Annotated in this window: 18 protein-coding genes and 1 riboswitch; of the genes, 5 read left to right on the top strand and 13 right to left on the bottom strand. The window is 56.8% G+C overall.

The window, feature by feature from the left end; all coding sequences use genetic code 11:
• Positions 1–113: 113 nt before the first annotated feature.
• A complete protein-coding gene (locus LEP6406_RS0213445; protein ID WP_225886525.1) occupies positions 114–1,508 on the top strand; it encodes an ABC transporter substrate-binding protein in 1,395 nt (464 codons plus the stop codon).
• A gap of 90 nt (positions 1,509–1,598) precedes the next feature.
• Entirely contained in the window at positions 1,599–3,029 is a 1,431-nt protein-coding gene (locus LEP6406_RS0213440; RefSeq protein WP_036030448.1) for an ABC transporter substrate-binding protein, read from the top strand.
• Positions 3,030–3,095: 66 nt separating this feature from the next.
• On the opposite strand, the gene LEP6406_RS0213435 is transcribed toward LEP6406_RS0213440, so the two are convergent.
• From LEP6406_RS0213435 to LEP6406_RS0213385, 11 genes are all read right to left on the bottom strand, one after another.
• Positions 3,096–4,226 carry a DegT/DnrJ/EryC1/StrS family aminotransferase gene (locus tag LEP6406_RS0213435; protein WP_008317989.1) on the bottom strand — a complete coding sequence of 377 codons (1,131 nt, stop codon included), beginning with the start codon at positions 4,224–4,226 and terminating at the stop codon, positions 3,096–3,098.
• 404 nt (positions 4,227–4,630) lie between these two features.
• A complete protein-coding gene (locus LEP6406_RS0213430; RefSeq protein WP_008317986.1) occupies positions 4,631–5,350 on the bottom strand; it encodes an ABC transporter ATP-binding protein in 720 nt (239 codons plus the stop codon).
• Positions 5,351–5,480: 130 nt separating this feature from the next.
• Positions 5,481–6,986, bottom strand: coding sequence for an ATP-binding protein (locus tag LEP6406_RS0213425; protein WP_317133835.1), 1,506 nt, complete (start codon positions 6,984–6,986; stop codon positions 5,481–5,483).
• A gap of 216 nt (positions 6,987–7,202) precedes the next feature.
• Positions 7,203–7,817, bottom strand: coding sequence for a cytochrome c oxidase subunit 3 (locus tag LEP6406_RS0213420; RefSeq protein WP_008317982.1), 615 nt, complete (start codon positions 7,815–7,817; stop codon positions 7,203–7,205).
• Positions 7,818–8,058: 241 nt separating this feature from the next.
• Positions 8,059–9,708: a cytochrome c oxidase subunit I gene (gene ctaD, locus LEP6406_RS0213415; protein WP_008317980.1), complete on the bottom strand. Its 1,650-nt coding sequence runs from the start codon at positions 9,706–9,708 to the stop codon at positions 8,059–8,061.
• Between the two features lie 10 nt (positions 9,709–9,718).
• Positions 9,719–10,765 carry a cytochrome c oxidase subunit II gene (locus tag LEP6406_RS0213410; protein ID WP_008317977.1) on the bottom strand — a complete coding sequence of 349 codons (1,047 nt, stop codon included), beginning with the start codon at positions 10,763–10,765 and terminating at the stop codon, positions 9,719–9,721.
• A gap of 571 nt (positions 10,766–11,336) precedes the next feature.
• Positions 11,337–12,854, bottom strand: a complete 1,518-nt coding sequence (locus LEP6406_RS0213405; RefSeq protein ID WP_225886524.1) for an iron uptake porin — start codon at positions 12,852–12,854, stop codon at positions 11,337–11,339.
• A gap of 795 nt (positions 12,855–13,649) precedes the next feature.
• Entirely contained in the window at positions 13,650–14,189 is a 540-nt protein-coding gene (locus LEP6406_RS0213400; protein ID WP_008317973.1) for a DoxX family protein, read from the bottom strand.
• Positions 14,190–14,335: 146 nt separating this feature from the next.
• On the bottom strand, positions 14,336–15,343 hold the full coding sequence (locus LEP6406_RS0213395) for a choice-of-anchor A family protein (protein WP_008317971.1): 1,008 nt from the start codon (positions 15,341–15,343) through the stop codon (positions 14,336–14,338).
• Positions 15,344–15,998: 655 nt separating this feature from the next.
• Positions 15,999–16,310, bottom strand: a complete 312-nt coding sequence (locus LEP6406_RS0213390) for a YkvA family protein (RefSeq protein WP_008317969.1) — start codon at positions 16,308–16,310, stop codon at positions 15,999–16,001.
• Between the two features lie 168 nt (positions 16,311–16,478).
• Complete coding sequence (locus tag LEP6406_RS0213385; RefSeq protein ID WP_008317966.1) at positions 16,479–18,122, bottom strand: ABC1 kinase family protein; 1,644 nt, start codon at positions 18,120–18,122, stop codon at positions 16,479–16,481.
• Between the two features lie 202 nt (positions 18,123–18,324).
• Between LEP6406_RS0213385 and selD the strand changes: the two genes are divergently transcribed.
• The 3 genes from selD (at position 18,325) to LEP6406_RS0213370 (ending at position 23,851) form a co-directional block, all read left to right on the top strand.
• Positions 18,325–20,649, top strand: coding sequence for a selenide, water dikinase SelD (selD, locus tag LEP6406_RS0213380; protein ID WP_008317964.1), 2,325 nt, complete (start codon positions 18,325–18,327; stop codon positions 20,647–20,649).
• A 349-nt stretch (positions 20,650–20,998) separates the two neighbouring features.
• Positions 20,999–22,108: a hormogonium polysaccharide biosynthesis glycosyltransferase HpsE gene (gene hpsE / locus LEP6406_RS0213375; RefSeq protein ID WP_008317962.1), complete on the top strand. Its 1,110-nt coding sequence runs from the start codon at positions 20,999–21,001 to the stop codon at positions 22,106–22,108.
• Between the two features lie 14 nt (positions 22,109–22,122).
• Positions 22,123–22,218: riboswitch (TPP riboswitch) on the top strand.
• 142 nt (positions 22,219–22,360) lie between these two features.
• Positions 22,361–23,851, top strand: a complete 1,491-nt coding sequence (locus LEP6406_RS0213370) for a sodium:solute symporter family transporter (protein ID WP_008317960.1) — start codon at positions 22,361–22,363, stop codon at positions 23,849–23,851.
• A 34-nt stretch (positions 23,852–23,885) separates the two neighbouring features.
• Here LEP6406_RS0213370 and LEP6406_RS0213365 read toward each other — a convergent pair whose 3' ends face one another.
• Positions 23,886–24,872, bottom strand: a complete 987-nt coding sequence (locus LEP6406_RS0213365; RefSeq protein ID WP_008317958.1) for an L-lactate dehydrogenase — start codon at positions 24,870–24,872, stop codon at positions 23,886–23,888.
• Between the two features lie 198 nt (positions 24,873–25,070).
• Entirely contained in the window at positions 25,071–26,357 is a 1,287-nt protein-coding gene (locus tag LEP6406_RS0213360; RefSeq protein ID WP_008317956.1) for a Glu/Leu/Phe/Val family dehydrogenase, read from the bottom strand.
• Positions 26,358–26,578 lie beyond the last annotated feature (221 nt).

Below are 26,578 nucleotides of genomic sequence, written 5' to 3'. Positions count from 1 at the left end.
CCTGCGCTAGTCTTTGCGGTAGTCTTAAAGTCCCACCTAGACCGGGAGAAACACAGCCGTTACGGAATCCACAGGTTATGTCACGATCGCCCTCTGGAGGTAAGGAAATTCTAGTGCTCACTGTGTCCCTGGTGGTCACGGCGGGGATTCTAGGGGCCGGAACCTATTTTATGCGAGACACCATCAGCGGCATTTTGGGGGGAAACAGGGCAGTTCCCGGAGCACCCAATGCCGCCGATCAGACAGGGCGTGCAGGTCAGGGAGGGGGGATTAGTCGAGGGGAGCGTAGTTTGGTACCCAACGCCTCTGCCGCTAAAACTGCTGGCGTGAATGCCTATGGTCAGGGAGACTACGCCGGGGCAGTAGCCTCCTTTGAGGCCGCTCTCCAGGAAAATCGCAATGATCCCGAGGCATTAATTTACCTGAATAACGCCCGCATTGAGACCCAAACCGCCTATACGCTAGCGGTAGTAGTACCCATCAGCAACGCCCTAGATCCAGCCCAGGAAATACTACGGGGGGTCGCCCAGGCCCAGGATGAGATCAATCAAACTGGGGGAATTGGCGGGATTCCTCTCCGGCTGGTGATTGCCGATGATGGCGACGACCCGGACACCGCCCAAGCGGTTGCTACCACCTTGGCCGCTGACCCAGAGGTGCTGGGGGTGGTGGGCCACTTTAGCAGCGGTGTTACCCTGGCAGCGGAGCCCAACTATCGTCAGGCCCAATTACCGTTGATTTCCCCCACCAGTACCTCCCTGGAGCTTTCGGGCCGCAGTCCCTATCTGTTTCGCACCACCCCCAGCGATCGCTTTACGGCGACGGCCCTCACCCGCTATATGTTGAATGATTTAGGCCAGACCCGAGTGGCGGTGTTTTACAGCGGGGCGAGTGACTATAGTGTCTCCCTCAAGGACGAATTCATGACCACTGCCTTCAGCGATGGGGGCGCTGTAGTAGGGGAATTCGACTTCGAGGCAGGGGACTTCAATGCATCCCAAGCAGTGACCCAGGCGCTGGATCAGGGGGCAGAGGTGCTGATGCTGGCGGCAAATACGGGAAGCTTGGCCCAAGCGATCGCAGTGATTCAGGCCAATCAGGGGCGGCTGACTCTCCTAGGGGGCGATGGTCTTTACAATCCCCGCATTCTGGAGCAGGGACAGGCCAATGCGGCGGGGATGGTGGTGGCGATGCCTTGGCATATTTTGGCCCATGGCCAATCCCCTTTTGCCCAGGCATCCCGTAGCCTGTGGGGCGGTGATGTGAACTGGCGCACTGCCACCACCTACGATGCGATCGCGGCCTTCATTGCCGCCCTCCAAACAGCGCCCAACCCCACCCGCGAGAGCCTTCACCAGGCATTGACCAGCGCCAATTTCCAAGCCGAGGGAGCCACGGATCCAGTACGGTTTTTGCCCTCCGGCGATCGCAACCAAGCGGCTCAACTGGTAGAAATTGTCCCTGGTAGTCGTTCTGGGTATGGCTATGACTATGCCCCCGTTCCATGAGCGGTACCCGGACCAGGAGACACCCCAAGGCCGAGAGCCATCATGGCCTTCTATCCCAGCATTCCTTTTCGTTATAGAGCAGGTGTGAGTATGGCGAGGTCACCCTCGGGCGGCAAAGAAGTCCTCGTTTTAGGCGTTTCCCTCCTTGTTACCGTGGGGCTCCTCGCCGGAGGGGCTTACTGGATGCGGGATTCCATTCGTGGGTATTTCGGGGGCGGTACCCCCACCGCTGGCAATGGCTCCAACCCAGCGGATGGACAAGGGTCTCGCTTGAGTCGAGGGGAGCGTAGTTTGGTGCCCAATCCCTCTGCCGCTAAAGTGGCGGGAATTACCGCCTATGGTCAGGGAGACTACGCCAGCGCCGTCACTGCCCTAGAAGCAGCCCTCGGGGAAAATCGCAATGATCCTGAAACGTTGATCTATCTGAATAACGCCCGCATTGGAAATCAACGGGCCTACACCCTAGCGGTGGCAGCTCCGATCAGCCCCGCGCTAGACCCGGCCCAAGAGATCCTGCGGGGGGCGGCCCAGGCCCAGGATGAGATCAACCAGGCCGGGGGCATTCAAGGCATCCCGCTGAAGCTAGTGATCGCCGACGATGGCGATGACCCGGACATTGCCCAAGCGGTTGCTGCCGCCTTGGGCGCTGACTCAGAGGTGCTAGGGGTCATAGGCCACTTTAGTAGCGGCGTCACCCTAGCGGCGGAGCCCAGCTATAGTCAGGCCCAACTGCCCTTAATTTCCCCCACCAGTACCTCCCTGGAGCTCTCGGGTCGCAGTCCCTACCTACTGCGGACGACCCCCAGTGATCGTTTTACAGCAGCAGCTTTGACCCGCTACATGCTTAATGATCTGGGGGAAAATCAGGCCGCAGTGTTTTACAACGGGGAGAGCAATTACAGCGTGTCCCTCAAGAATGAGTTCACCACGGCCACCTTTAGTGATGGTGGAGCGGTAGTGAGTGAGTTTGATGTGGCCAATAGCAGTTTCAACGCTACCGAGGCGGTGACTCAGGCCATTGACCGGGGGGCAGCGGTGCTGATGCTGGCGACGAATACGGGTACCTTGGACCAAGCAGTGGCTATTATTCAGGCCAATCAGGGGCGGTTGATACTCCTAGGCGGCGACAGTCTCTACAATCCCCGCATCTTGGAACAGGGGCAGGCTAATGCGGTGGGGATGGTGGTGGCGATTCCTTGGCATATTTTGGCCCACAGCCAGTCCCCCTTTGCCCAGGCATCCCGTAGCCTCTGGGGCGGTGATGTTAACTGGCGCACTGCCACCACCTACGATGCGATCGCGGCCTTCATTGCCGCCCTCCAAACAGCGCCCAACCCCACCCGCGAGAGCCTTCAGCAGGCATTGACCAGCGCCAATTTCCAAGCCGAGGGAGCCACGGATCCGGTACGGTTTTTGCCCTCAGGGGATCGCAATCAAGCGGCCCAAGTCGTGACCATTGTCCCCGGTAATCGCTCTGGCTTCGGCTACGACTACGAACCCGTTCCCGCAACGAGCCAGTGATGCCATCCCTATCTATTGGGTGGTTAGTAGGGGCGAACGGCTGTTCGCCCTTTTCCTGACAGAACACTAGGCTAGGGCATCTTTGAGGGCATATACCACCCGTTCCTGGGCGGCGGCGGTTAGTTCGGGATACATGGGCAGGGCTAAAACCTGCTGGGCTGCGAGTTCTGACTTAGGAAAACTGCCGGGGCCATAGCCCAGATTGGCATAGACGGGTTGGTGATGGAGGGGCAAGGGGTAGTAGATCATGGAACTCACGCCTTGATCGGCAAGGTGCTGGCGGACGCGATCGCGCCATTCTCCCCCTGCGGTTGCCGCCGCCTCTAGGCGCACAGTGTACTGGTTCCACACACTACGTCCTCCCACGGGGGCTGGGGGAACAACCACACCGGGGATGGGGGCCAAGAGATTCTGATAGCGCTCTGCCACCCTTTGACGGGCGGCATTCCAATCCTCCAAGTGGCGCAGCTTGATCTGCAAAATAGCTGCTTGTAGGGCATCTAAGCGGCTATTGACCCCAATGGCTTCGTGGTAGTAGCGTACCCGGCTGCCGTGCTCCCGCAGCATCCGCACCGTCTCCGCCACCTGGGGATCGTTGGTGGTCAGGGCTCCGCCGTCACCGCAGCCCCCCAAATTTTTGGTCGGGAAAAAGCTGAAGCAACCGATATGGCCGATGGCCCCCACCTTGCGATCGCCCCATTCGGCCCCGGCGGCCTGGGCACAGTCTTCAATCACCGCTAAATTATGGCGCTCGGCAATGGCCATCACCCGGTCCATATCTACTGGACGGCCAAAGAGATGGACGGGCATGATGGCCTTGGTGCGGGGCGTAATAGCGGCTTCTAGCTGATCTGGATCCAGATTGAAGCTGTCCAGCTCAATATCGATAAAGACCGGCACCGCTCCCAGGGCACTCACCACCTCCGTTGTGGCGATAAAGGTGAAGGGGGAGGTAATGACCTCATCGCCTGGGCCAATGTCTAAGGCCCGCAGGGCTAGGTACAGGGCATCAGTGCCGGAATTGCAAGCCACACATTCCGCCGTGCCAATGTAATCTCCGAAGGCACGGGAGAATTCCTCCACAACAGGACCGTTGATATAACGCCCAGAGGCCAGAACAGCAGTCACGGCAGCCTCCACCTCCGGTTGAATTGTGCGGTACTGTTCAGTGAGGTCCAGGGGGGGAATCGTATTCACGCGCTCAATACCCAAAATTGTTGTGGGGGGTAAAAGTATTCCATCTAAAAAATCATCCCGTGGGTTGATTAAACCTTTGGCCCTAGGGGGTGTATCCCTGGATCGTTGATGAAAATTCTGGATAATGATTTAGCTAGAAGACTCTAATCGTAGTTTATAGGGGAAATGGCTACTCCGTCAGAGTTGGGGCACCCCTAATTCAACGCCCCAAGGTGGAGTTGCACCAGCGGGGCTCTATATGGCTCGGGCATCAACGTAAGCCGAGACAATATGGGCTCCGAAGAATTCAGGAGTTAGGAGCCAGTAGTCAGGAGTCAGTACTCTCCTAGATTCTGGCTTCTAACTCCTAACTCCTCCCCAAGAGATTTGTCCCGCTTTCAGTTGATACCCAGGATCTGGATCCCTTAGGGGGTGATGGCGGTGAGGGAGCCAATGGTTTCTGGGGCTAGATGGGCATTCACCACTTGGCCATCACGAAACCAAATGACACGGCGGGTGAGGCGAGCCACCTCGGGCTCGTGGGTAACCATCACCACGGTGATGCCGTCATCATTCAGGGCTTGAAACAGCGCTAGCACTTCGCGGGTGGTCTGGGAATCTAGGGCTCCGGTAGGTTCGTCTGCGAGCACTAAGAGGGGCCGATTGACAATTGCCCGTGCGATCGCAACCCGCTGCTGTTGCCCCCCGGAGAGCTGATTGGGTTTGTTCACCATGCGGTTCCCCAGCCCCACGCGCTGGAGGGCTTCAATGGCGCGATCGCGCCGTTCTCCCCCAGCCACCCCGGCGTACACCATTGGCAGCATCACATTCTCCAGCGCCGTGAGCTGGGGCAGCAGGTGGAACTGCTGGAAGACAAAGCCGATTTTACGATTACGAATGTGGGCTAGGGTGTCATTATCCAAGTCCGCTACGTTTTCCCCATCCAGGCGATAAACGCCCGCCGTAGGTCGGTCTAAGCAGCCAATGAGGTTCATGGCGGTGGACTTGCCGGAGCCCGACGGCCCCATGATGGCGCAATATTCCCCATGGTCAATGGTCAGATCCACATCCCACAGGGCATGAACCTCCGTATTGTCGATGCCATAGACCTTGCGGATCCCCCGCAGTTCAATCAGATTGGCCATACTACCGCCGTTCACTACCCCAATTGTGAACGATATTGAACTTTCGCATCAGTCTTGTTATGAGTTTTGCCATTAGCTAAACCTTGGTAGCTATTCTAGGGAGCCATACTGTCAGCAGCCCAGACCTTCACTAGGCGCGGATCACAGCGATCGCCCTCCCACTAACCGTTGCTACCCAATCGGACGAAAGCCGCTCCTCGATCGGCACAACCGAAGAGCGTCGGTCAAAAATCACGAGCCATCCCAGCCGCTGCCCCAGCCGTGCCAGATAGCCATCCAGTTGCTCCTGGCCAGCACCCAAGGGATCAGGTCTGCGGTCTCGCCACACTTTAATCTCAATGCCCAGCACCACATCCCCATAGCGCAGACATAAATCCATCCGGTCTCGCCCAATAGCATACTCCCGTTCCAACGTTCCGCCCCCGTTGGCGACCCGATGCAAATACGCCATTAACACTAGGTGTGGTGCGATCTCATGGTAGGGCGCACTGCCTAATAGGGGCTCGCCATGTTGCAGCCAGAACGCCATAAACGACTCTCGCAGGGCATCCAAATCCAACCGCCCTTCTGGTGTCAGCCAGGAAGGCGTGATCTGGGGCAGTGACGCTGCTGGCGCGATCGCAAGGGCTCTGGGCAGGATTTCGCGGTAGATCGGATTGGCGATCGCCATGCCCCCTTCGGGAAGCATCCGGCATAGCCCAAGATCAATCACAAACTGAATGTCATCATTGGCCACATTTTGCAGCGGCAACCCCGCCATCATCGGCTCGATTATGGATTGGACACGGGGCTCCAACAGCTTCTCATCCAAGCTATCGAGGTGGGTATCCCGACGTTGAATCAAGATTTCCTTGGCCTCTTCCACCATGATCAGCGTAATCAGCGTGGCTGGATTGGGCGCAATCTCTCGAACCAATTGCCGCGCCAGCCCATTCACCAGCCAAGGTTGACCTTGGGTTAGCTCAAAAACTAACTGAATCGCCTCAGGCTCAAAGCCCTGCCCCGTCGCCTCCGTATGCTGATGGTATAGCTCTGCGACTTCCCCTTGATTAAAGTTGCGTAGGGTGAGCGATTCCGCCTTGATATTAAAGGGACTGGCGGTGTTCAGTCGCGTGCTGCCTCCAGACGCAACCTTGTAGTCGCGCACATCTCGCAGTCCGATCAGCGCTAGGGATTGGGGAAATGCGTGGGGGCGATTGGGGAAACCACTGCGCAGTTGCCGTAGCACTGATAGGAGGGCTTCATCCTGGAGCGAATCAATTTCATCAATGAACAGAACTAAAGGCAAGCGAATCCCCTGTGCCCACGCTGTTAAAGCTGCCTGAACCCGCTGACCGGGAGGCGCGGACGGTGGCGGTGGCATTTGTAGGTCGGCGGGGAGTTGTAATCGAGCGTTCAGTTGCCAACTGGCGAGCAGGGCGAGTTCAGCAGCCCCTGGATCATGGCGGAAGGGGTCGCCTACTTCTGCGGACACCAACACAGCCGCGTAGTTCCCCGAGGCGGTCAATTGCTCGGCCAAGGCTTGCATTGCCGTTGTTTTGCCCACTTGCCGGGGTGCATGGAGCACGAAATAATTCTCCTCTGCAATCAACTGCTGCACGGTAGCGATCGGCAGCCGACTGGTCGCGGGGAGCATGTAGTGCTTGTGGGGTTGGCAGGGACCCGTGGTGTTGAACCAACGCGGCATGGGCAGGAAGGGCTGAAAGGGCGCAGCAGGGGTGGATCTATTGTACTGTCCCTGTGGGGAAAGGCAGAAGGCAGGTTCCCACTAACCCCTGCGGAGTGAGGACAAAATGGAAGAAACAAAATTGTCTCCTAATTGGCGACAATTCCCCTCAATTGCCCGCAGCCCCTAAATCAGCGTCAGCAGGTAGATCAGACTAAAGAGGACAACCCAGATCACATCGACGAAGTGCCAGTAGATCTCCGCCATCTCGACACCTGTGTGCTTTTCAGCGCCATAGTGTCCCTCACGGCGCGATCGCCACAACACCCCCAAAATCAACAGCAATCCGATGAATACGTGCAACCCATGGAAGCCCGTCATCAAGTAAAAGCAATTGCTAAACAGGTTCGTCGTCAGGCCGTAGCCCAGGTTCATATACTCGTAAACCTGCCCTGCTAGGAACACCGCCCCCATTAGGGCGGTGATGAGGTACCACTTCCGTAGCCCTGCAACATCACCTTTCTTGACCGCTACATCGCCGTAGTGGATGACAAAGCTACTCGACACCAGAATCACGGTGTTAATGGCGGGTAATAACAGCTCCACTTCGGTTTCCTCCGGGGGCCAAGCCGCTGCCGAGGAGCGATAGACCAGGAACAGGGCAAAGAAACCGGCAAACATCAGGAATTCCGAGGCCAGGAAGGTGATGAGACCAATGACCCGCAAATCCTGATGCTCTGCATGGGCAGGTGCGATCGCGGGGGTTGCCGACTTGGCGTTTGAGTCAACGGTGCCTTGCATAGTGCGTTACCGATAAGACAGGTTTAAGACGGATTCGAGGTGTCGTGGAGAAAAAATTGTCCCCCACAACGTCAGTATTGAGCTAGTACCCTGCGGCGTAAATACCCTAACCGTTCTATCGTGGTACATTTCTGCCCCTCACCGTTCGGCTGAGCGTTTGACTGATCTCACGCCGAAGCCCTAGCCCTCTCCCCTTGGGAGAGGGGACCAGAAAATGTTGGGCTGATTTACGCCTGCGGTACTAGGAACTAGGCATTTTCGCAGGTTCGGGCTCCTCACCATAGGCATAGGGGCCTTGGGTGAGAACGGGAAGCACCTCCCAGTTTTCAATAGAGGGAGGAGAATCGGTTGTCCATTCCAGGGTCTTGGCATTCCAGGGATTCCCGCCTGCCTTCTCGCCCCGGCTCCAGCTCCAAATAGCATTGATGAAGAAGGGCAGTACCGAAACCCCCAAGAGAAATGCCCCAAAGGTGCAAATCTGATTAATGGTTTGGAACTGGGGATCGTACATCGCCACCCGACGCGGCATCCCCTTTAACCCCAATTCATGCATGGGTAGGAAGGTCAGGTTAGTGCCAATGAAGGTCAGGACAAAGTGCAGCTTGCCCAGCCCCTCATTCATATAGCGCCCCGTGATCTTGGGAAACCAATGGTAGATTCCGGCATAGATGCCAAAGACGGAGCCGCCAAACAGCACATAGTGGAAGTGGGCCACCACGTAATAGGTATCGTGGACGTGGATATCCACTGGGGCAGTGCCCAGAGTAACGCCACTCAGACCCCCCAGCACAAACATCGCCAGCAGGCCCACGGCAAAGAGCATGGAACTGTTGTAGCGGATCTTGCCCCCCCACAGCGTTGCCACCCAGCTAAAGATCTTGACTCCCGTTGGCACCGACACGATCAGTGTCGAGATGGTAAAGAACATCCGCATCCAGGGCGGGGTGCCGCTAGTGAACATGTGGTGGACCCACACAAACAGCCCAATTAGGCAGATGGTGAGGGAAGAATAGGCAATGGCCTTATAGCCAAAGATGGGCTTGCGGGCATGAACCGGGATTACCTCCGACATAATGCCGAAGATGGGCAAAATCATCAGATACACCGCCGGGTGGGAATAGAACCAGAATAGGTGCTGGTACATGACCACATCGCCCCCCGCCTCGGGCCGGAAAAAGGAGGTACCAAAGTTAATGTCAAACAGCAGTAGCACCAAACCCGCCGCTAGGACTGGCGTGGAACATAGGGCCAGAACAGAGGTGGCCATGATTGCCCAGCAAAAGAGCGGCATGTCGTACCAGCCCATGCTGGGAATCCGCATCTTCCAGATGGTGATGATGAAGTTTACCGCCCCCAGAATGGAAGAAGTTCCCGCGCAGACAATGGCCAAAATCCACATGGACTGGGCGGTATTGGCGGTGATCAGGCTCAGGGGTGGATAGGAGGTCCAGCCAGCCTGGGCACCCCCAAAGAAGAAACTGCCCATAATCAACATCCCCGCTGGAATCGTAATCCAGAAGGCGAGGGCGTTGAGTTTGGGGAAAGCCATGTCCCGCGCCCCAATCATCAAGGGCACGAGGTAATTGCCAAAACCACCAATGGCCCCCGGCACGATCCACAGGAAGATCATGATGGTGCCATGGTTGGTCAAAAAGGCGTTGTAGAGATTGGGATCCAATAGATCGGAGGCGGGAGTGGCCAATTCCGCCCGCATGGCGAGGGCCATCAAGCCCCCAATGAGATAAAAGATGAAGGACGTGACTAGATATTGAATGCCAATCACCTTGTGATCGACGTTGAAGGTGAAGTAGTCGTACCACTTCCACTTTTCAGGGTGATGGTGGGCGGCGACTGTGGCCGTCTCCGGATTGGTCAGATTTGCTTGAGCCATAGGAGAGGTGCTATCGGGATGAAGGGTGAAGGTGGGACTGCTGGGGAGGGAGGCTGGAGGCCAACTGGGTGACGAGGCCGGGCTCGACCCCTAGGGCTTCTCCGTAGGGGGCAAGGTATTCAGGTGCAGACAGATCGGCGGGATTTTGTGCGATCGCGCTAGCGGCGGTCGGTCCCTGGGCCAGTCTCTGGTCCAACCAGGCTTGGTAATCTTCCGGGGTATGGACAATCACCTGGGTCCGCATTGCGCCGTGGTAGCCGCCGCAGAGTTCGGCACAGATGACGGGGTAGGTACCGGGCTTGATAGCAACAAACCGTAGTTCCGTATCCTTACCGGGGATTGCGTCCTGCTTGAGGCGGAACTGGGGCACCCAGAAGGAATGGATCACATCGGTGGCGGAAAGATTCAACTGCACATCCGCGTTAACAGGGACATGGAGCTCCCCATCCACAATACCGGTGTCGGGGTAGGTGAAGATCCAGGCATACTGCATCCCGGCGACATTCACCGATAGATCGGCAGTCTGGCCCTCCCTATCCAAGGGAGCGCCAAAGCCATAGACGGATTTGGCGATGAGGGTGCCGTCGCCAACGGTGCCGTCGCCATGGCCTGAGGCAGGTAGGAGATCGTGCATAGGGGTGCCGGGAGCTTGGGCCACCATAGTGCCGTGGTCATGGCCACCCATGCCCCCACCGGGACTAAAGCCCCCCATCTCTTGAAAAACCTGCACGCTGTAAACGCCAAGACCAATGACGATGACAGCGGGAATAGCAGTCCAAAAGGCTTCGAGGGGTAGGTTGCCCTCAATAGGCAAGCCATCACTGTCGTCGCCCTTGGGACGGCGAAACTGGACCATACAGTACACGATCGCTCCTTCCACCACTAAAAAGAGGGCGGTGCCGATGACGACCATGACATCGAAAAATCTATCTACGAGGACGGACTGGGCAGATGCCTGCTCCGGTAGCCAACCGTGGTTTTGACCCACCCAAAGGCTGATCAGGGTGACGGCAACACCCACCGTAAGCGTCCATATGGGCGCGGGAATCTGTTTCATGGTGAGGTCTCCCCGAGGGGAGTAGGGGTGCAATGAGAGCGCAGCCACACCGTAACACAGGCTCAGGTTGTGGCTTATGGTGCCTATGCTACGCACCCAACCCCAGAATCTAAAGCAAACTTTTGATTTCCTTCAAATAGGAAAAAATTTAGGCGAAGTTTGTAACGGTTCGTAACTTTATTGAGGAAACTCTAGTCCTCCGGGCATCAACGTAAGCCGAGACAATATGGGCTCCGAGGAATTCAGGAGTCAGGAGTCAGGAGTCAGGAGTCAGAATCCAGTACTCTCCTAGATCCTGGCTCCTGACTCCTCCCCACAAGATTTGTCCCGCTTTGGCTTGATACCCAGTCCTCCCCCTTTACAAGGGGGAGTTAGAGGGGGTTAGGCCGGGATGCACATCAAACAGTGACTTATGTGTACACCGTAGGCTCTAGGGGGGGACGCTGTCTTTGGTGCTCCTGCGCCTCTGGCTCTCCAGACGCTCCAGCGTCTGGAGAGCTGTTCCCACGCTCCAGCGTGGGAACGATGAAATCAGAGCCGGAGAGGGGGAATCCCGATTCCGGCCCTGGCTCTAGAACGTGAAGGTCGCCCGCAGCGCCCCATAGAAGTTATTGCGGTCAAAGGTGGCGTTCCGATCCAAATCCCCGTAGATCAGGGCGGGGGTTAGGGTGAGGTTACGACTCACGGGAATGGAGTAGTAGCCCTCAACCATATAGGGACGGGCATTGTAGCTAGGGAGACTAGCGTAGTAAATCCCCAGTTGGGAGCCTTCAAGGAACAAGTCGGGGAAGGCTACCCCAATCTGCCAGCTATCGGTACTCCTCGGGGTACCAGCCTCATCATGGTGGGCAAAATAACCCGCTAGGATGAATCGGCCAAAGTCAAGGCTAGCTAAGGCACCGTAAGTGCTGGTGAAGATCTGATCAGGGCCACTGTTCCCCCGCGAGTAGACCAAGGCTCCCTTGAAGAAGCTATCGGGCAGAAAGCTCAACTGGGCGATGTAGCTCTGACTGTTGGCCCCAAAGATACCACCCGCATTGGGGTTATTAGATCCGCCAAGGGGTGCTCCCCCGCGACTGCTGGAATAGCCTGCGTCAAACACCAGACTATTCGTGAGGCGGAAACTCAAGCCACCAGCGAAGCCACCACCACCACCCATGTCAAAGGGATAGAGTTGGGGCTTACCCGCGTCAGACACTGAAGAGCCATGGAAGGGCACGATAGTACTGGTAACAAAGTCTTCACGGGCAATTCCTTCGGCAGCAAGGATAGCGGTAACGCGGCTACCAATGGGGAAGCGGTAAGACAATTGACTAACGCTGATACTGAAGTCCCCGGTCCCGCCATTGGCCAAGAGCCCCCCTGCCCCTAAAACCCGATTGTTACCGCCCAGTTCGTCGCGGGCCTGAAGACGGGTTCGCAAACGATCCCGTCCTGTAAAGCTGGTATCGAAGTTTAGCCGTGCGCGACTGGTGAAGGTGGTGAAGTTATCAATTTGGGGACCGCCCGCCGCCAACTGGCGGTCGCCAAAGGGCACGACCAAGTTGGCATCCACCTGACCCCGGAGTTTGGTGGTGGTGGAGAACTGCTGGGCACGGAGTTGAGCGGTTTCTGCTTCTAGGGCATCCACACGACCGCGCAGGGTGGCGAGTTCGGCTTGGAACTCTTGCTGGAGGCGCTGGATGGTGGCGAGGGTGCTGCCGTCTAGGCCGTCTCCGGTGATCAGGCCCGCGATCACGTCTAAGCAGGCGTTGAGGCCAGCGGCGAATTCGTAGCGGGTGAGGGCTTGGTTACCCCGGAAGGTGCGGTTGGGATAGCCTTCGATACAACCGTAGGTTTCTACGAGGTTTTGCAGCGCGGTGTAGGCCCAGTCAGAGGGCAGTACATCGCTGAGGTCGCTAACGCTGGCGACTTGGGCTAGTTGCGTTGGAGTGGCGATGGAAATGGGTTCTATGGCTTCAGGGGCAGGGAGATCCGCGATCTCGTTTTCTACGGCCTCATCCGCCAGCATCTGGGGAACATCTCCAGAGCCTTGTACCGTCAGGGAAGGGTCTGACGCTAGGGCAGTACTACCTACAACCATACCCATTAGAACCGGGCTGGCTAATGCTACTTTTTTCCAGAATTGTTGAGTCATTGAATGTACAACTTTTCCTCACACCAGGAGGCTAGGGTTTACTGCCAGAAGGAGGTTGACATTCCATCTTGGACCTGTGCCGGAGGTCGCAATAGCCTAAAGTTGGCCAGAATCCGGAATTTACCCGCTGTTAGGTACATTATTCCCAATCAGGACGAAGTTGGCCCACAACTTCATCCCCCTCTCAGCTCTTGCGCTGGGAGAGTTCTTGAAGATACCCACAAGAATTCTTGGCCAGCATGATGCTGTCCAGTGGAGGATGTCACCCCTTATTGCGAATTACTCTTATTAAGTAACTGCGAGAGCCATCCTACCACTATTGATAGCAGCTCTCAATAGGTTTCGGGCTGATATCCTGTAGGTGGGCTACTGTGCATAGCGATCCTGCATGAGCTTTGAGTAAGCCTCTTCATGGGTTACGCTTTGCTTCACCCACGCTACGAAGGTCTTCAGAAATCAAATGGGATTGCTATGTACACATCTTGCTCCTCCCCCCCAGCCCTATCGGGCAGGCTAAACAAGGGGGGATTAAGGGGGGTTGCAAGGAGCAGAAGTACCCATCAGAAATATGTGTACATGGCACCCCCAAAATGGGGAGGCCGGACAAGACTTTCCGGCTCCCCTTGTGTCTTATTGGAGGGTGTCTGAGAAGTCGAGTATGGGTGCTGAAACCCCTATTCTTTCCTCATGCGCCAGTACTCATAACCCTGATTCTTTCCTAGGCAACTACCCTTTTCAGACACTCGCTTAGACAGAGATCTCAGTATCCTGGGGAGTGGCCGTAGATTGGAAGGATCGCTCTAGTCGCATTACTTGCTTGGCCTTCAGGGACAACGTAGTCGTATCGAGAACGTTGGCGATCAGTGCATCGGTGGAGAATAGGCCACCGCCATTCACGGTGAAGTACAGGAAACAGGCAGCGTAGATGGCAGATAGTTCCAGGTAGGGCAAGCTCAACCCCGCTACGGAAACATGGTGGTACATGGCGACAAGCATGGTGCTAAAGAGGCCCAAGGCGGCAGGACGAGTGAAGAGCCCAATCGCCACCAGTGGGGCACCAATCAGCTCAGTGTAGGCCGCCACATAGCTGAGAAAAATAGGGAAAGGTAATCCCAGATATTCCACATAGGCGCGGGAAAAACTCTCAATGTTAGCGAGTTTGTCGAGACCGTTGTGCACCATCATGATGCCAATAACAGCACGGGCAAGGGCAAGGGTGGCCTGGGACCAAAAATTGGGATTGACGTTGGGCTGGAAAAGCTTAGCAGCGAAGGTAGTCAGTTGCATGGGTGAGGACGTGGAGGAACTCCAGGCGAAACTGTATTTATGAATGTGTCTTTATATAAGTTAACGAATCGTCGTAATTTTTGCAGGCAGCGAAAAAAGGGCGCACGATTCCGTGCGCCCTGAAGAATTAGCCCAGTAATAGGGAGCTACACCTGGGGAGTTGTACTAGCCTGAGCGCGATTGCCAAGGACTGGCCGGCCATCGCGTCGCCGTATCATCAGTGCGCCAACAGCCAACAAGCCTAACCCCAGAGCGGGTTCTGGCACTGACGCCGGAGGCTGGTCTGGGGGCTCGGAAACCCTCACCGGAGGCGTAGGCAGATTTCCCTTGAACTGGAAGTTGTGGAACTCCCCGCTGCCAGATACCGAGGCTGCAACCAGGTTGCCTTCCAAATTGCCATTGTTAAAGGTGTAGTGGGCCTTAGGAGCTAGGACACTACCCGTAAAGGAAAAGCCAGTGGTAGAAAGCTGGGTTGCATCCACAAAGTTGAACAGGACATTTTCCTTATTGATTCCGTTGAGATTGAGACCAAAGTTGGCAATGTTAACCGTGTCGCCAAAGACGTTAAAGAGAACGGTGGCATTATTAGCCACTTTGTTGATATTGAGGTAAGTGGAGTTTGAAAACCAGGAGCCGTCAATATTGAACACTGACTGGCTGGAGTTGTCCCCCTCTAGCCAGATCCCACCCCACTTATGTTCAGCAGTGCCAGTGGTAGCGAGGCTACCCCAGTAGGCGGAGGCATCTAGCAAGTTCTGTTGGGCGGCGACAAAATCGATGGGGCTACCCTGACTAACACCGCAATTGGGAGCACAGTTGAAATACACCGGGGTGTTGACGCTACCCCCTACGATCGCATTGCCGCCAAAGATCTGACCGCCGTTGTAGTTCAGGTCTCCGCCCACCACTAGGCGAGTATCACTGCCGTTGGAGTTGGGCAGGCGATCGCCGATACCAAAATTGGTGAAGGTGGCATTGCCACCCACTGCAACGCGACCTTCAGCATCCGAGCTTTGGTTCATATCACCAAAGACAAATACGTTGTAGTCAGAGGCGATGCCCAAGCCACCTGCTACGGCAGGAGCAGGTGCCAGAGAGACTAGGGCTATAGGAGTAATGGCGGCTAACAAGGCCGCAGACTTCAGGAGGTGCATAGAATAGCTAAATAATTAGAATGAGCCCAAATGAAACAGGCGAACTGGTAAATGTCCTCGATTAAGGCTAACGGACCTATTATGGGCTCCCCATAAAATTTCCTCTGGGGTGGGTAAATTTTCCATGAAGTTTCTAGTACTCGACGGCAGAAATCTTCCGATGCCGACACCCGAGAAATCACAGGATCCCTCCCTGCGCTCGGGGAGTAACGGAGCGTCGTGAGGGATCTCGGACTATCTGAGGGATCGAGATTCCTCGTTTAATGGCCATTAAAAATAGACTAGGAGCTGGGCTGGGGATAGGGGGGCGAGTCCGTTTTAACGGACTTCTGCGATGAGCCAGGGTAATTTATTCCCTGGCGGATGGGCAACGAAGCTTAAGTCGAGATCAGGTCTCCGTGAGCGAGCCCGAGATTGTTCCCTGCGCTCGGAATGACAGGCTTCCCTCTGTTTCTTCCGGGCATTACCCAACATTTTGCGTTGGGTCTGTTGTTCCGCAGGTGCAACGGAGTCGTGGGGTGCTTGCCCGGTGGGTGGTGCCGCCCTGTCGAACAGCTTGTCCAGTGGTATACCGGCGCAACGGAGTCGTGGGGTGCTTGCCCGGTGGGTGGGTGACAGAGATTGGGGTGGGTGGGGTCGGCGATCGGGGGAAGGGCTACGATTCTGGGTCTAGGGTGACTGCTTTCACATCTACGGTCTGCCCCTCTGGGGCGGTGGTGTTTGGTTGGGAGCCCTCGGCTTCGGGAGACGGGGCCATACGCTGGGTAGCCCACTGGGTAAAGGCGGACACCATCACAAAAATCAGGGCCACATCGTCGATCTGCCCCAAGATTGGCACCAGATCTGGGGATAAATCAATGGGGCTAATCAGATAGGCAAAGCTAGCCAGCAGAACCCACCCGCCAAAGCGAGGATGGGTGAGCAGGCGGCGATAGCCCTCTATGAATATTCTCCCTGGCCATCTCATCCCTCAATCCCTCTGTTGTCTGTAATTGGCGTCTGTAATTGGCGTCTGTAGTTCTTAGTCGCCAGTTCGTAATTGGTGCAGGAATATGCTGCCCCCTATTAACCCCTATTAATAGGATAAGGGCAGTGTTTCCCCTGAGATGCACGATGGCCCAAGGTCGGTCGGAGCCTAACGGAGTTGGCCCGACCGCAGGATGCTCACCACCAGCCAGAGACCCAGGAAGGTGGCGGCGGCGAAGAGGATATTGCTGAGGATTACCCCCTGGGAAGACTGCTGACTGGTGGAGACGATGGCGGCTCCGATGATTAGGGCGGCGACAACGGTGCTGAAGGACCGCCGGTTGGCCGCTGTGTCGATGCTGCGACGGAGGCCGTCTAGCTCTTGCAAGCTGAGATTCCAGCGTAAGGTTTCTGTACTCATGCGCTCTAGCAAAAAGCCAAACTGCCGGGGGGATTCTAGGGAGAGGTTGCGAAACTCTAGCCCGGTGCGAAGCAGGGTTTGCAGGGGATCTTCTCCCACCAGTTGTTGCCGGAACAGATCCACCATCAGGGGTTTCACCTCCTCTAGCAGGTTTACCTCGGGGTTGAACTGGCGGGCTGCCCCCTCTAGGTTGGCCATGGATTTGGTGAACAGGCCAATATTGGCGGGCCAGCGGAGATGGTTACGGGTTCCTGTTTCTAGGATTTGACCAAAGATTTCTGCTGTGTTGATGTTTTTTAGATTCAGGCCGTAGTAGCGCCCCATGAGCCGGGTAAATTCGCTCTCTAGTTTGGCGATATTGGTGGGTTCGAGGGGCTCTGTCAGTTTGAGGGTGAGTTGGGTACAGCGTTGGGCGTCGGAATTTGCGATCGCAAGTACCATCTCCGTCATTACGGCACGGGTGCGGGGATCGAGGCGGCCCATCATGCCGCAGTCCAACAGGGCCACACGCCCATCTTGGAGATAAAACATATTGCCGGGGTGGGGATCGGCATGGAAAAAGCCATTGCCAAAATACTGCTGGAAAAAAGCTCGGAACAGCAGCGTGGTGATGGCTTGTCGCTGGGCTTCGGCTTCAGGAGCGAGGGAATGGGCAATGTCGCTGGTAAGGATGGGAGCCCCCTCTAACCATTCCATCACCAGCAGCTTGGAACTGGTCAACTCCCACAAAATTTCAGGCACGACCAACTGGCTGGGGTCAAACCAATCACTCTGGTTCAGGTTATGCCGCAGCAGATCGGTATACTCCGCCTCGGTGGTGAAATCGAGCTCTGCCCGGATGGCTTCGCTGAATTCCTGGGCAAGGTCCACGACGTTATAGCGCTGGCCAAACTGGGTGGCGGACATAAGACGAGCCACATCGCGGATCAACGTCATATCCCGCTCCACCAAGCGGTCAATGCCGGGGCGCTGTACCTTGAGGGCCACGGAACGTCCATCTTTGAGGACGGCCTTGTGAATCTGACCAATGGAGCCCGCTGCGATCGCGGTGTAGTCCAAATGGTCAAACAGCTCCTCAGGGGATTGGGGTAGATGTTGCCGAATAAACGCCTCCATCTGCCCCGCTGGCACCGGAGGCACCGTAGATTGCAGGCTACTGAGGGCCTCAATGTACTTACTGGGCAGTAGGTCAGGGCGGGTGCTGAGCAGTTGCCCCAGTTTGACGTAAACCGGGCCTAGCTCCGTCAGGATATTGCGCAATACTTCCGGGGTGGGGATGTCAGGCTCATTCGCCTTGCCGCCCGTCAGCAGTTGCCGCATGTAATCCCAGCCGTTACGGAGTACGACCTCTACAATCTCTCCCTGGCGAGACATGCGAGAAGGGGCGAGCATAGAACCTCCGAAGTCACCTGGCTTGATGCTAACGAACTCCAGCCCCGATTCACGCTGCGGCCTCTGCCCAAATTCAGGAGAGGCCCAATTCCAGACAGGCCAATTCAGGACAGGGGTCTAGCTGAAACACGCTGAAACTGATCCATGGGAATTCCCATACTGTAGGGAAGATGTTTCATGCCCCAAGCTGTGGGGAGTTTGGATGCCATTCCCTACCCCCCTGACTCAGGATTTGGTCTTTGTCGGTGGCGGTCATACCCATGCCCTAGTGCTACGGAAATTTGCCATGCGCCCCTTGGCAGGGGTGCGTTTGACCCTGATTACCAATCTGGTAGATACCCCCTATTCGGGGATGTTGCCCTGCCACATCTCTGGCCTCTACGACTTTGACGAGTCCCACATTGACTTGCGGCCCCTGACCCGCTTTGCCCAATGCCGCCTGATTATGGACCGTGCCGTCGGTCTTGATTTGGACCGTCAGCAGGTGCTCTGTGCCACCCATCCTCCCGTTGCCTACGATGTGCTGTCCCTGGACACTGGCAGTACCCCCGCTACCGCCACCGTACCGGGGGCGGCGGAGTATGCGATTCCTGCTAAGCCTGTGCCCGATTTGTTGCGGGCTTGGGTCGATTGGCTGGCAGACATTGAGGCCCAGAATCCCGATGCCCTGTCCCTCGGGATTGTCGGTGGTGGTGTCGGCGGGGTTGAATTAGCGCTGAATATGCAGGTGCGGTTGTGGCAGCTCTTAGCGCGGCTGGGGCGATCGCAATCTGCGCTAACCCTGCACCTGTTCCATCGGGGGGAGGATATTGCCTCTGGGCGCAATGCCAGTACTCGGCGTAAGTTGCGGCGACACTTTCAGGAGCGAGGCATTCAGCTCCACTTGGGGGAGTCGGTCTCTGGGGTGGAAGCGGTGGGAACTGGGCGGCGGGTGCGTTGCGAGTCGGGCTTGACGGTAACGTGCGATCGCGTTTTTTGGGTTACCCAGGCTGCGGCCCCAGACTGGATTCAGGGCACGGGGCTCCGCACCAATGACCAGGGGTTTGTGCTAGTGCAGGACACCCTAGAAAGCTGTTCCCATCCCCAGGTTTTTGCCGCTGGGGATATGGCCACGATGGTCAACCATCCCCGACCCAAGGCGGGGGTGTTTGCGGTGCGCCAGGGACCGCCACTGTTCCACAACCTGCAAGCTCGATTATTGGGCACCCCATTGAAACCCTTTCGCCCCCAGCGCCAGTATTTGAACATCATTGACACTGGGGATGGCAGTGCGATCGCATCTCGCGGCCCCTTCACCTGGGAATCGCCCTGGATGCGGGCCTGGAAGGATCGCATTGATCGCCGCTTCATGGGCCTGTTCTCGGATTTTCCGCCTATGGTGGAGAGCCCCCAGCCTCGACCAGGGCGGGCCGATGGCCTCGGGGCTGCCCTGGGAATCCCTGGCGCTGGGCAGAATTTCCCTGGCCCTCGGGACCAGCCTCCGTCCATGTACTGTGCCGGGTGCGGTTCCAAGGTGGGGCAAACGGTTTTGAGTCGTGCCCTGGTGCGATCGCAGGCTACGGTGCCCAGTCTGGAGCGGGAGGACATTGTGGTGGGGTTGACTGCGCCGGATGATGCCGCGATCGTCCAGTTGCCGCCCCATACCCTAGCGGTCCAGACCGTGGACTTCTTTCGTGCCCTAGTGGACGATCCCTTTATCTTTGCCCAGATCTGTGTCAAGCACTGCCTCAGTGATCTCTATGCCATGGGGGCGACGCCGCAAACGGCCCTAGCGATGGCGACGATTCCCTACGGCAGCTTCACCCTCCAGGAAGAAACCCTATTTCACCTGCTGGCGGGGGCGAAAAAAGCCCTGGCCATAGCCGATACGGCCCTGGTGGGGGGCCACACGACGGCGGGGCCGGATCTGTCCCTGGGCTTTGCCTGCAATGGCTGGGTGGCCCCCGATGCCATCTGGTCCAAGGGGGGCATGGAGCCGGGACAGGTGTTGATCTTGACTCAACCCTTGGGCACGGGGACGCTGTTTGCCGCTGACATGCAGTACCGGGCCAAGGGGGAGTGGATTGAAAGTGCGATCGCGGCCATGATTCAGCCCAATGGCCCCGCCGCCCATATTCTGCGGCACCACGGAGCCACCGCCTGCACCGATATCACCGGGTTTGGGCTGCTGGGCCACTTGGCGGAAATGGTGGAGGCATCCCAGGTGGGGGCCGAGCTGGATCTGCGGGACTTGCCCCTCTTGGCGGGGGCACGGGAAACCCTAGCCCAGGGGCTAGTCAGCTCCCTCCAGCCCCAGAATCTCCAGGTGACGCGGGCCTTGAGCAATGGCAGCACCTACAGCGCCCATCCCCTCTACGGCATCCTCTTTGATCCCCAGACGGCAGGGGGACTGCTGGCCAGCGTCCCAGCGGCACAAGCCACCGCTTGTCTCGAATCGCTCCACGCCCAGGGCTACACCGCCGCTGCCATCGGCACTGTGGTTCCCCTCGTAGCCCCCACCCCGCCCTTAACGATCCGCGCTTGGTAACCAGACAAGATTCGGGTTGGGATACGCTCAGGGTGAGCTTATCCCTAGGAGCCGGAGGCAGATCCCCGGCGACGTTTGCCCAGCTTTGCCGGGGCACCAGAAAATTCCCAGCCTAATCTTCACCGTATTTTCACAGTATTTCTCCTACTTTAGAAGCCATTCTTAGGGAATAAGGTGAAGAATAGTTTTACCTCTAAAGCAATTCCGTATTTTCCAGTGGACGGGGTCAATTTAGACTGATTTTCGGGAAAATACTTGGGTGATCCCCCTGTGGGGTGATGGCAAGGAGCTATTTAGGATATCGACAGGTGCCGTACAGCACCCCACCCTGTCGCAATTGGCTACCTCCATGGACAGCTCTATCCGACCCGCTAGCGCCTTCGTAACCCGGTCTTTCCGTAAGGCATCTACCTCTTTCAACGCCTCAGGTAAGTCCTACTCAAGCACAGTGGATCTGCGGGAAAACATTACTTCTGACAATTTACAGGGAGTAGCTGCTCTGGATTTCACCGTTGCGATTTGCACCTACAACGGGGCCGAGCGACTGCCTGATGTTTTGGACTGTCTAGTTGAGCAGGGTCCCATAGAGGACTGCAATTGGGAGGTGATCGTCGTCGATAACAACAGTACTGACGCAACCCCTCAAGTCGTCCAAACCTACCAAAAAAAATATCCGCACCTAGGATTGCGCTACACCTCTGAATCCCGCCAGGGTGCAGGCTACGCCCGTCACACAGCGATCCGTGAGGCTCACAGTTCCCTAGTTGGGTTTCTAGACGATGACAATTTACCTGAGTCCAATTGGATTCAGGCATCCTACTACTTTGCTCAAGAGCATCCCCAAGCTGCGGTGATAGGAAGTCGTATTCATGGTGATCTTGAAACCGATCCCCCGGCACATTTTGAACGTATTGCTGCTTTTCTAGCCCTGACGGATCGGGGCAATGAGCCGATTCCCTATCGGCCTCAGCAAAAGATCCTGCCCCCAGGTGCAGGTATGGTGGTCCGGCGCGATCTCTGGCTTCGCCATGTACCGGATGAGCCCGTATTGGGGGGCAGAGATGGAAAAAGTATGCTCACGGGGGAGGATATAGAGGCTGTGCTCCAGATTCAGCAGGCGGGGGGAGAGGTTTGGTACAACCCTGCCATGCGAATTGCCCACAAGATTCCCGCTAAGCGCCTCCAGCGGCAATATTTGCTGAGTTTGATGCGGGGAATTGGCCTCAGTCGCCATCGTACTCGGATGCTGAGTCTCCCAGCCTGGAAGCGTCCCCTGATGTTTTGGGCCTATCACCTGAATGATCTTCGCAAGGTGTTGATTCACCTGAAGCGCTATGGCAGTGATGCCTGGACGGATACGGTTGCCGCTAGCGAACTCACGCTCTATCTCTTCAGCTTAGTGAGTCCTTATTATCTCTGGCAGCGGAGTCTGTGCCAGAAGCTGGCGGGTCGTTCCTAAGGCTGATACAATCAGCCTCAAGCTAGGGGTGTCCGAGCAATCGGGCTGAGATTATACCCTCAGAACCTGACCTGGTTCAGACCAGCGGAGGAAAGCGTTGCTTGCGGTCAAGGGTACCAAAACGACGTAGGGCCAGCTTCGGTAGTGGTGGTGACAGGGGAAACCTGTTTGCCCCTAGTTCTGTCTGAAGTTTGTTCGCTTTGACAGGTTGAGCACCCCGGCGCTATTTAAAGCAATCGGGGGGGATGGGCTATGGCGATTGGGGCGGTGGGGCTGTGGGTCACGTTGGTGACCGCTGCGGTGTTTACGGTGTTGGGGGTAATCCAGGCTAGCCGTCAGGCGGTTGACCTGGAGGACTTCATGGTCAGTCGCAATCGCTTCGGTACGGGTATGGCGCTGGCGACGGTGGTGGCTAGTGCGATGGGGGCCTGGATTTTGTTTAGTCCTCCGGAGGTGGGGGCCACAAGTGGGGTGGCGGGAATTTTGGGCTATTGCATTGGACAGGCGACGCCCGCTGTGGCTTTTGCTGTGTTGGGACCGCGAATTCGTCACCTGATGCCCCAGGGCCATTCTTTGAATGAGTATGTGCTCTATCGCTTTGGCAATGCCATGTACTGGGTGACCTTGGCCATTATCACCTTCTACATGTTTGTCTATCTGACGGCGGAGCTAACTGCGATCGCAAAAGCAGTGGAACTCATGGCAGGGGTGCCGCTGTGGGTGACGGCCTTGGTCGTAATGGGGGCGGTGTTTGTCTACACCACCGTAGGGGGATTGGGGGCGACGATTTTCACCGATGCGATTCAGTTTGCCTTGATTGTTCCCCTGTTGCTGTTGAGCTTTGGCGTGGTGGTGGTGGCTCTGGGGGGATGGGAAGCCGCGATCGCGCCGGTCCTACAATCCGCTCCAGAGTTGTTCAGCTTGGGCTATGGTCCGGGACAGAAGTTTGGGCTCACCCTGATCATCGCCATTATTGCAGCGGAAATGTTTAACCAGGCCAACTGGCAGCGCATCTATGCTTGCCGGAATGATGGGGTGGTGCGGCGGGCATTTTTGGGATCGTTTCTAGTAATTGTGCCCCTCCTATTCATCGCCGGGTTACTGGGCATCTTGGGAATGCACTTTGGCTTTAGCGACGATCGCACCTTCTTTGCCCTGATTCAAGAATTGGCCCTACCCCGTATCGTCACGATTGGGGTATTAGTTCTGGTGCTGGCCCTGGTCATGTCCAGCCTCGATACCCTGGTGAATGGCATCGCCAGCGTCTTTACCACGGACCTACTGCGGTTGTTTCCTGGCATGGCGACCCAGGGCATTCTGCGTCTCTGTCGGGGCATGGCGGTGGTGGTGGGGATTCCGGCAATCGCGATCGCGGCCCGAGGCTATAACGTCCTGTATTTGTTCTTACTGGCGGATTTAGTCTGTGCTGGGGCACTGTTTCCAGTCTTGTTTGGGCTCTATTCCCGACGGCTGACGGGGACGATCGCCCTCTGGAGCACTCTGATTGCCATCGGCACCGGGGCACTCTTTTTCCCTAGACCAGACTTTGCCCCTTGGAATGGCCTACCCGGATCTGGGGATTTGCTAGTGAGCTTTACTGCTCCAGTGGTCATTTCTATCCTGCTGTGTTTAGGGAGTATTACCTGGCAAGCTCAGCAGGGGCATACCCAAGTCTTTAACTTTCTCCACTTGAGTCAGAAGATTAGGGCCTACGGTTCTGCCGACAAGGAACCCGTCGGTTAAGCAAGAAAAGGGGGGTTTCTGGGCTGGAAACTGGCTAAAACTGGATCTGGTCGAGGGCGGCCCGGAGTGTGGCGGCGGAGGCATCCAGTTGCGATCGCTCGCGATCGTTGAGGGATACATTCAACACGCGGATTACGCCAAATCGCCCCACCACCGAGGGCAGGCTCAGACAGACATCCTGGAGCCCCTGGGGACCGTTCATCAACGAGCTGACCGTCAGCACTCGATTTTGATCTCGCAGGATGGACTGGACAATCTGGCTTACCGCCAAACCGATGGCATAGCTGGTGTAGCCCTTGCGGCGAATGATTTCATAGGCGGCCTGCTTGACTTGGATAAAGACATCATCCAAAGTAGCCCGATCTGAGGCTGAAAGCTTATCAGTATAGATGCGTGCCCCAGCTATGTTGGCCTCGCTCCAAAAGGGCACTTCGCTGTCACCGTGTTCGCCAATGATATAGGCGTGGAGGCTGCGAGGATCGACCCGCAGCTTTTGGGCCAGAAGATAGCGAAACCGTCCGGTATCCAGCACCGTGCCCGACCCCAGTACCCGCGCACTGGGTAGCCCCGAGAGTTTCCCAGCGACATAGGTCAGTACATCCACCGGATTGGCCACCAGGAGCAGAATAGCCTCAGGACAATGGCTGACCACTTCGGGAATCAGCTTTTTCAAAATATCCACATTGCGCTGTACCAGAGCTAGGCGGGTTTCTCCCGGCCTCTGGGCAGCGCCAGCAGTGATGATCACGATGTCGGCCCCGGCCCCATCCGCCAGGGTGCCTGCTGTGATTTGGGTGGGTTGGACAAAGGGCATCCCCTGCTGGAGGTCCATGACTTCCCCCTCCAGCTTGTCCTGGTTGATGTCCACCATCACCAGTTCATCAAAGGTGTTTTGAATCACCATGGCGTAGGCACAGGCCATGCCCACCTGCCCTGCACCAATGATCACCCCCTTCAGTGGTCGTAGGGGATCTACCTTCAAGTCGGGCAAGGTATTCGCGGTAAAGAGTTGCTCCAGCATAGGTTAGCCTTAGGCTTACCCTATGCAGGGTAAAGTATTCCTCCGCAAAAATCATGGCCAATGATCACTAGTATCGCAGGGCGTAAATCAGCCCACTATTGTCGCACCAGCCCAACATTTTCCGGTCCCCTCTCCTCTTGGGAGAGGGCTAGGGAGAGGGGCCGAGGTGTACCACGATAGTTTGATTGTCCACAGCCCCTAGCTCACGTAGTAGTCGCGGGTACCTCGGGCACTGTGGGCTTCCTCTAGGCGCTCTAGGGCATGGACATAGGCGGCGGTGCGCATGGGAATGTCCAGATTTTGGGACAGACGCCAGATACTCTCCGCCTCCTCCACGATTTTGGTCTGGAGGCGCTGGTTCACCTCGGATTCAGACCAGTAGAGGCCACTGCGGTTTTGCACCCACTCAAAGTAGCTGACGGTGACCCCTCCGGCATTGACCAGAATGTCAGGAAACACGTAGACGCCGTTGGCTTCTAGAATGCGATCGCCCCCGGAACTAATGGGACCGTTGGCCACCTCAAAGATGAACCGAGCCTGGACATTGGCAGCATTGGCCTCGGTGATCTGGTTTTCCAAGGCAGCGGGAATCAGAATGTCCACATCCAGCGTCAGGAGTTCTTCATTGGTAATGGCCTCCTGATTATCCACCAGGTTACAGACCGTGCCCTTGCAGTACACGGCCTTGACGCTGCGGGTCGAGGCTTTGAATTGTTGGAGGCTGGGAATATCCAAGCCCTGGGGACAGTAGACGCCTCCTTGGGAATCGCTGACGGCCACGACGCGATATCCAGCATCAAAGAGCAACCGGGCGATGATGCTGCCAGCATTGCCAAACCCCTGCACCGCTATGGTGGTGTCTTGGGGAACCCGGTTGAATTTGCGCATCATGGCCCCTAGCACGTAGAAGGCTCCGGTGCCTGTCGCTGTATCGCGGCCTTGACTGCCCCCCATACCCAGGGGTTTGCCAGTGATTACGGCGGGGGAAAGTTTGCGGCGGATGATGCTGTACTGGTCCATCATCCAGCCCATGATCATGGGGTTGGTGTAGACATCGGGGGCGGGAATGTCCACGTCGGGGCCAATGAAATCTGCGATCGCATCAATGTAGCCCCGGCTCAGGCGCTCCAGTTCAAACTTAGAGAGTTCCTTCGGATTTAGGGTAATGCCCCCCTTGGCTCCCCCAAACGGCAAACTCAAGGCGGCGCATTTGAAGGTCATCCAAAAGGCTAGGGACTGCACCTCATCCATCGTGACACCGGGATGGAAGCGAATGCCCCCCTTAGTTGGTCCTCGGGTGTCGTCGTAGCGGACCCGGTAGCCCTCAAAGACCCGTAGGTCACCGTTATCCATGCGGACAGGGATGGAGACCTTGAGACTGGCCTTGGGAAACTTGAGACGCTCGCTAGCATCGGCGGAAATGTGGACGTACTTTAACGCCCGCTCTAGGCGGATGTTGGCATCGGACAGGAGCGTAGTGGCCATGGAGACTCTCCTTATGGACCTCTTAGGGGTCAGTTGCGCCTATTTTGTATCAAAGGCTACTAATTTAAGTCTGGTGGCTGGGGCGATCTGCGCCTCGGAATTGATACGGATCTTTGAAAAGCGATATTGGGTGTAGGGGCAATAGGGGAATATTCCTGGGACAATGACCCTACTGGGGTGGTCCCCATCCGAAAGGCTGACAATAAGGACTGACAACTGGG

Source organism: Leptolyngbya sp. PCC 6406 (assembly GCF_000332095.2).
Lineage (GTDB): Bacteria > Cyanobacteriota > Cyanobacteriia > Phormidesmidales > Phormidesmidaceae > PCC-6406.
The sequence above is the reverse complement of the archived record's forward strand: the minus strand, read 5'-3'. Positions and strand labels throughout refer to the sequence as shown.

Coding starts and splice junctions, on each gene's coding strand:
- LEP6406_RS0213440 (WP_036030448.1), top strand. CDS start 1,599: ATGGCGAGGTCACCCTCGGGCGGCAAAGAAGTCCTCGTTTTAGGCGTT.
- LEP6406_RS0213360 (WP_008317956.1), bottom strand. CDS start 26,357: ATGGCCACTACGCTCCTGTCCGATGCCAACATCCGCCTAGAGCGGGCG.
- hpsE (WP_008317962.1), top strand. CDS start 20,999: ATGGACAGCTCTATCCGACCCGCTAGCGCCTTCGTAACCCGGTCTTTC.
- selD (WP_008317964.1), top strand. CDS start 18,325: ATGCCATTCCCTACCCCCCTGACTCAGGATTTGGTCTTTGTCGGTGGC.
- LEP6406_RS0213390 (WP_008317969.1), bottom strand. CDS start 16,310: ATGAGATGGCCAGGGAGAATATTCATAGAGGGCTATCGCCGCCTGCTC.
- LEP6406_RS0213405 (WP_225886524.1), bottom strand. CDS start 12,854: ATGGGTATGGTTGTAGGTAGTACTGCCCTAGCGTCAGACCCTTCCCTG.
- LEP6406_RS0213365 (WP_008317958.1), bottom strand. CDS start 24,872: ATGCTGGAGCAACTCTTTACCGCGAATACCTTGCCCGACTTGAAGGTA.
- LEP6406_RS0213400 (WP_008317973.1), bottom strand. CDS start 14,189: ATGCAACTGACTACCTTCGCTGCTAAGCTTTTCCAGCCCAACGTCAAT.
- LEP6406_RS0213420 (WP_008317982.1), bottom strand. CDS start 7,817: ATGCAAGGCACCGTTGACTCAAACGCCAAGTCGGCAACCCCCGCGATC.
- LEP6406_RS0213430 (WP_008317986.1), bottom strand. CDS start 5,350: ATGGCCAATCTGATTGAACTGCGGGGGATCCGCAAGGTCTATGGCATC.
- LEP6406_RS0213410 (WP_008317977.1), bottom strand. CDS start 10,765: ATGAAACAGATTCCCGCGCCCATATGGACGCTTACGGTGGGTGTTGCC.
- LEP6406_RS0213425 (WP_317133835.1), bottom strand. CDS start 6,986: ATGCTCCCCGCGACCAGTCGGCTGCCGATCGCTACCGTGCAGCAGTTG.
- LEP6406_RS0213385 (WP_008317966.1), bottom strand. CDS start 18,122: ATGCTCGCCCCTTCTCGCATGTCTCGCCAGGGAGAGATTGTAGAGGTC.
- LEP6406_RS0213395 (WP_008317971.1), bottom strand. CDS start 15,343: ATGCACCTCCTGAAGTCTGCGGCCTTGTTAGCCGCCATTACTCCTATA.
- ctaD (WP_008317980.1), bottom strand. CDS start 9,708: ATGGCTCAAGCAAATCTGACCAATCCGGAGACGGCCACAGTCGCCGCC.
- LEP6406_RS0213370 (WP_008317960.1), top strand. CDS start 22,361: ATGGCGATTGGGGCGGTGGGGCTGTGGGTCACGTTGGTGACCGCTGCG.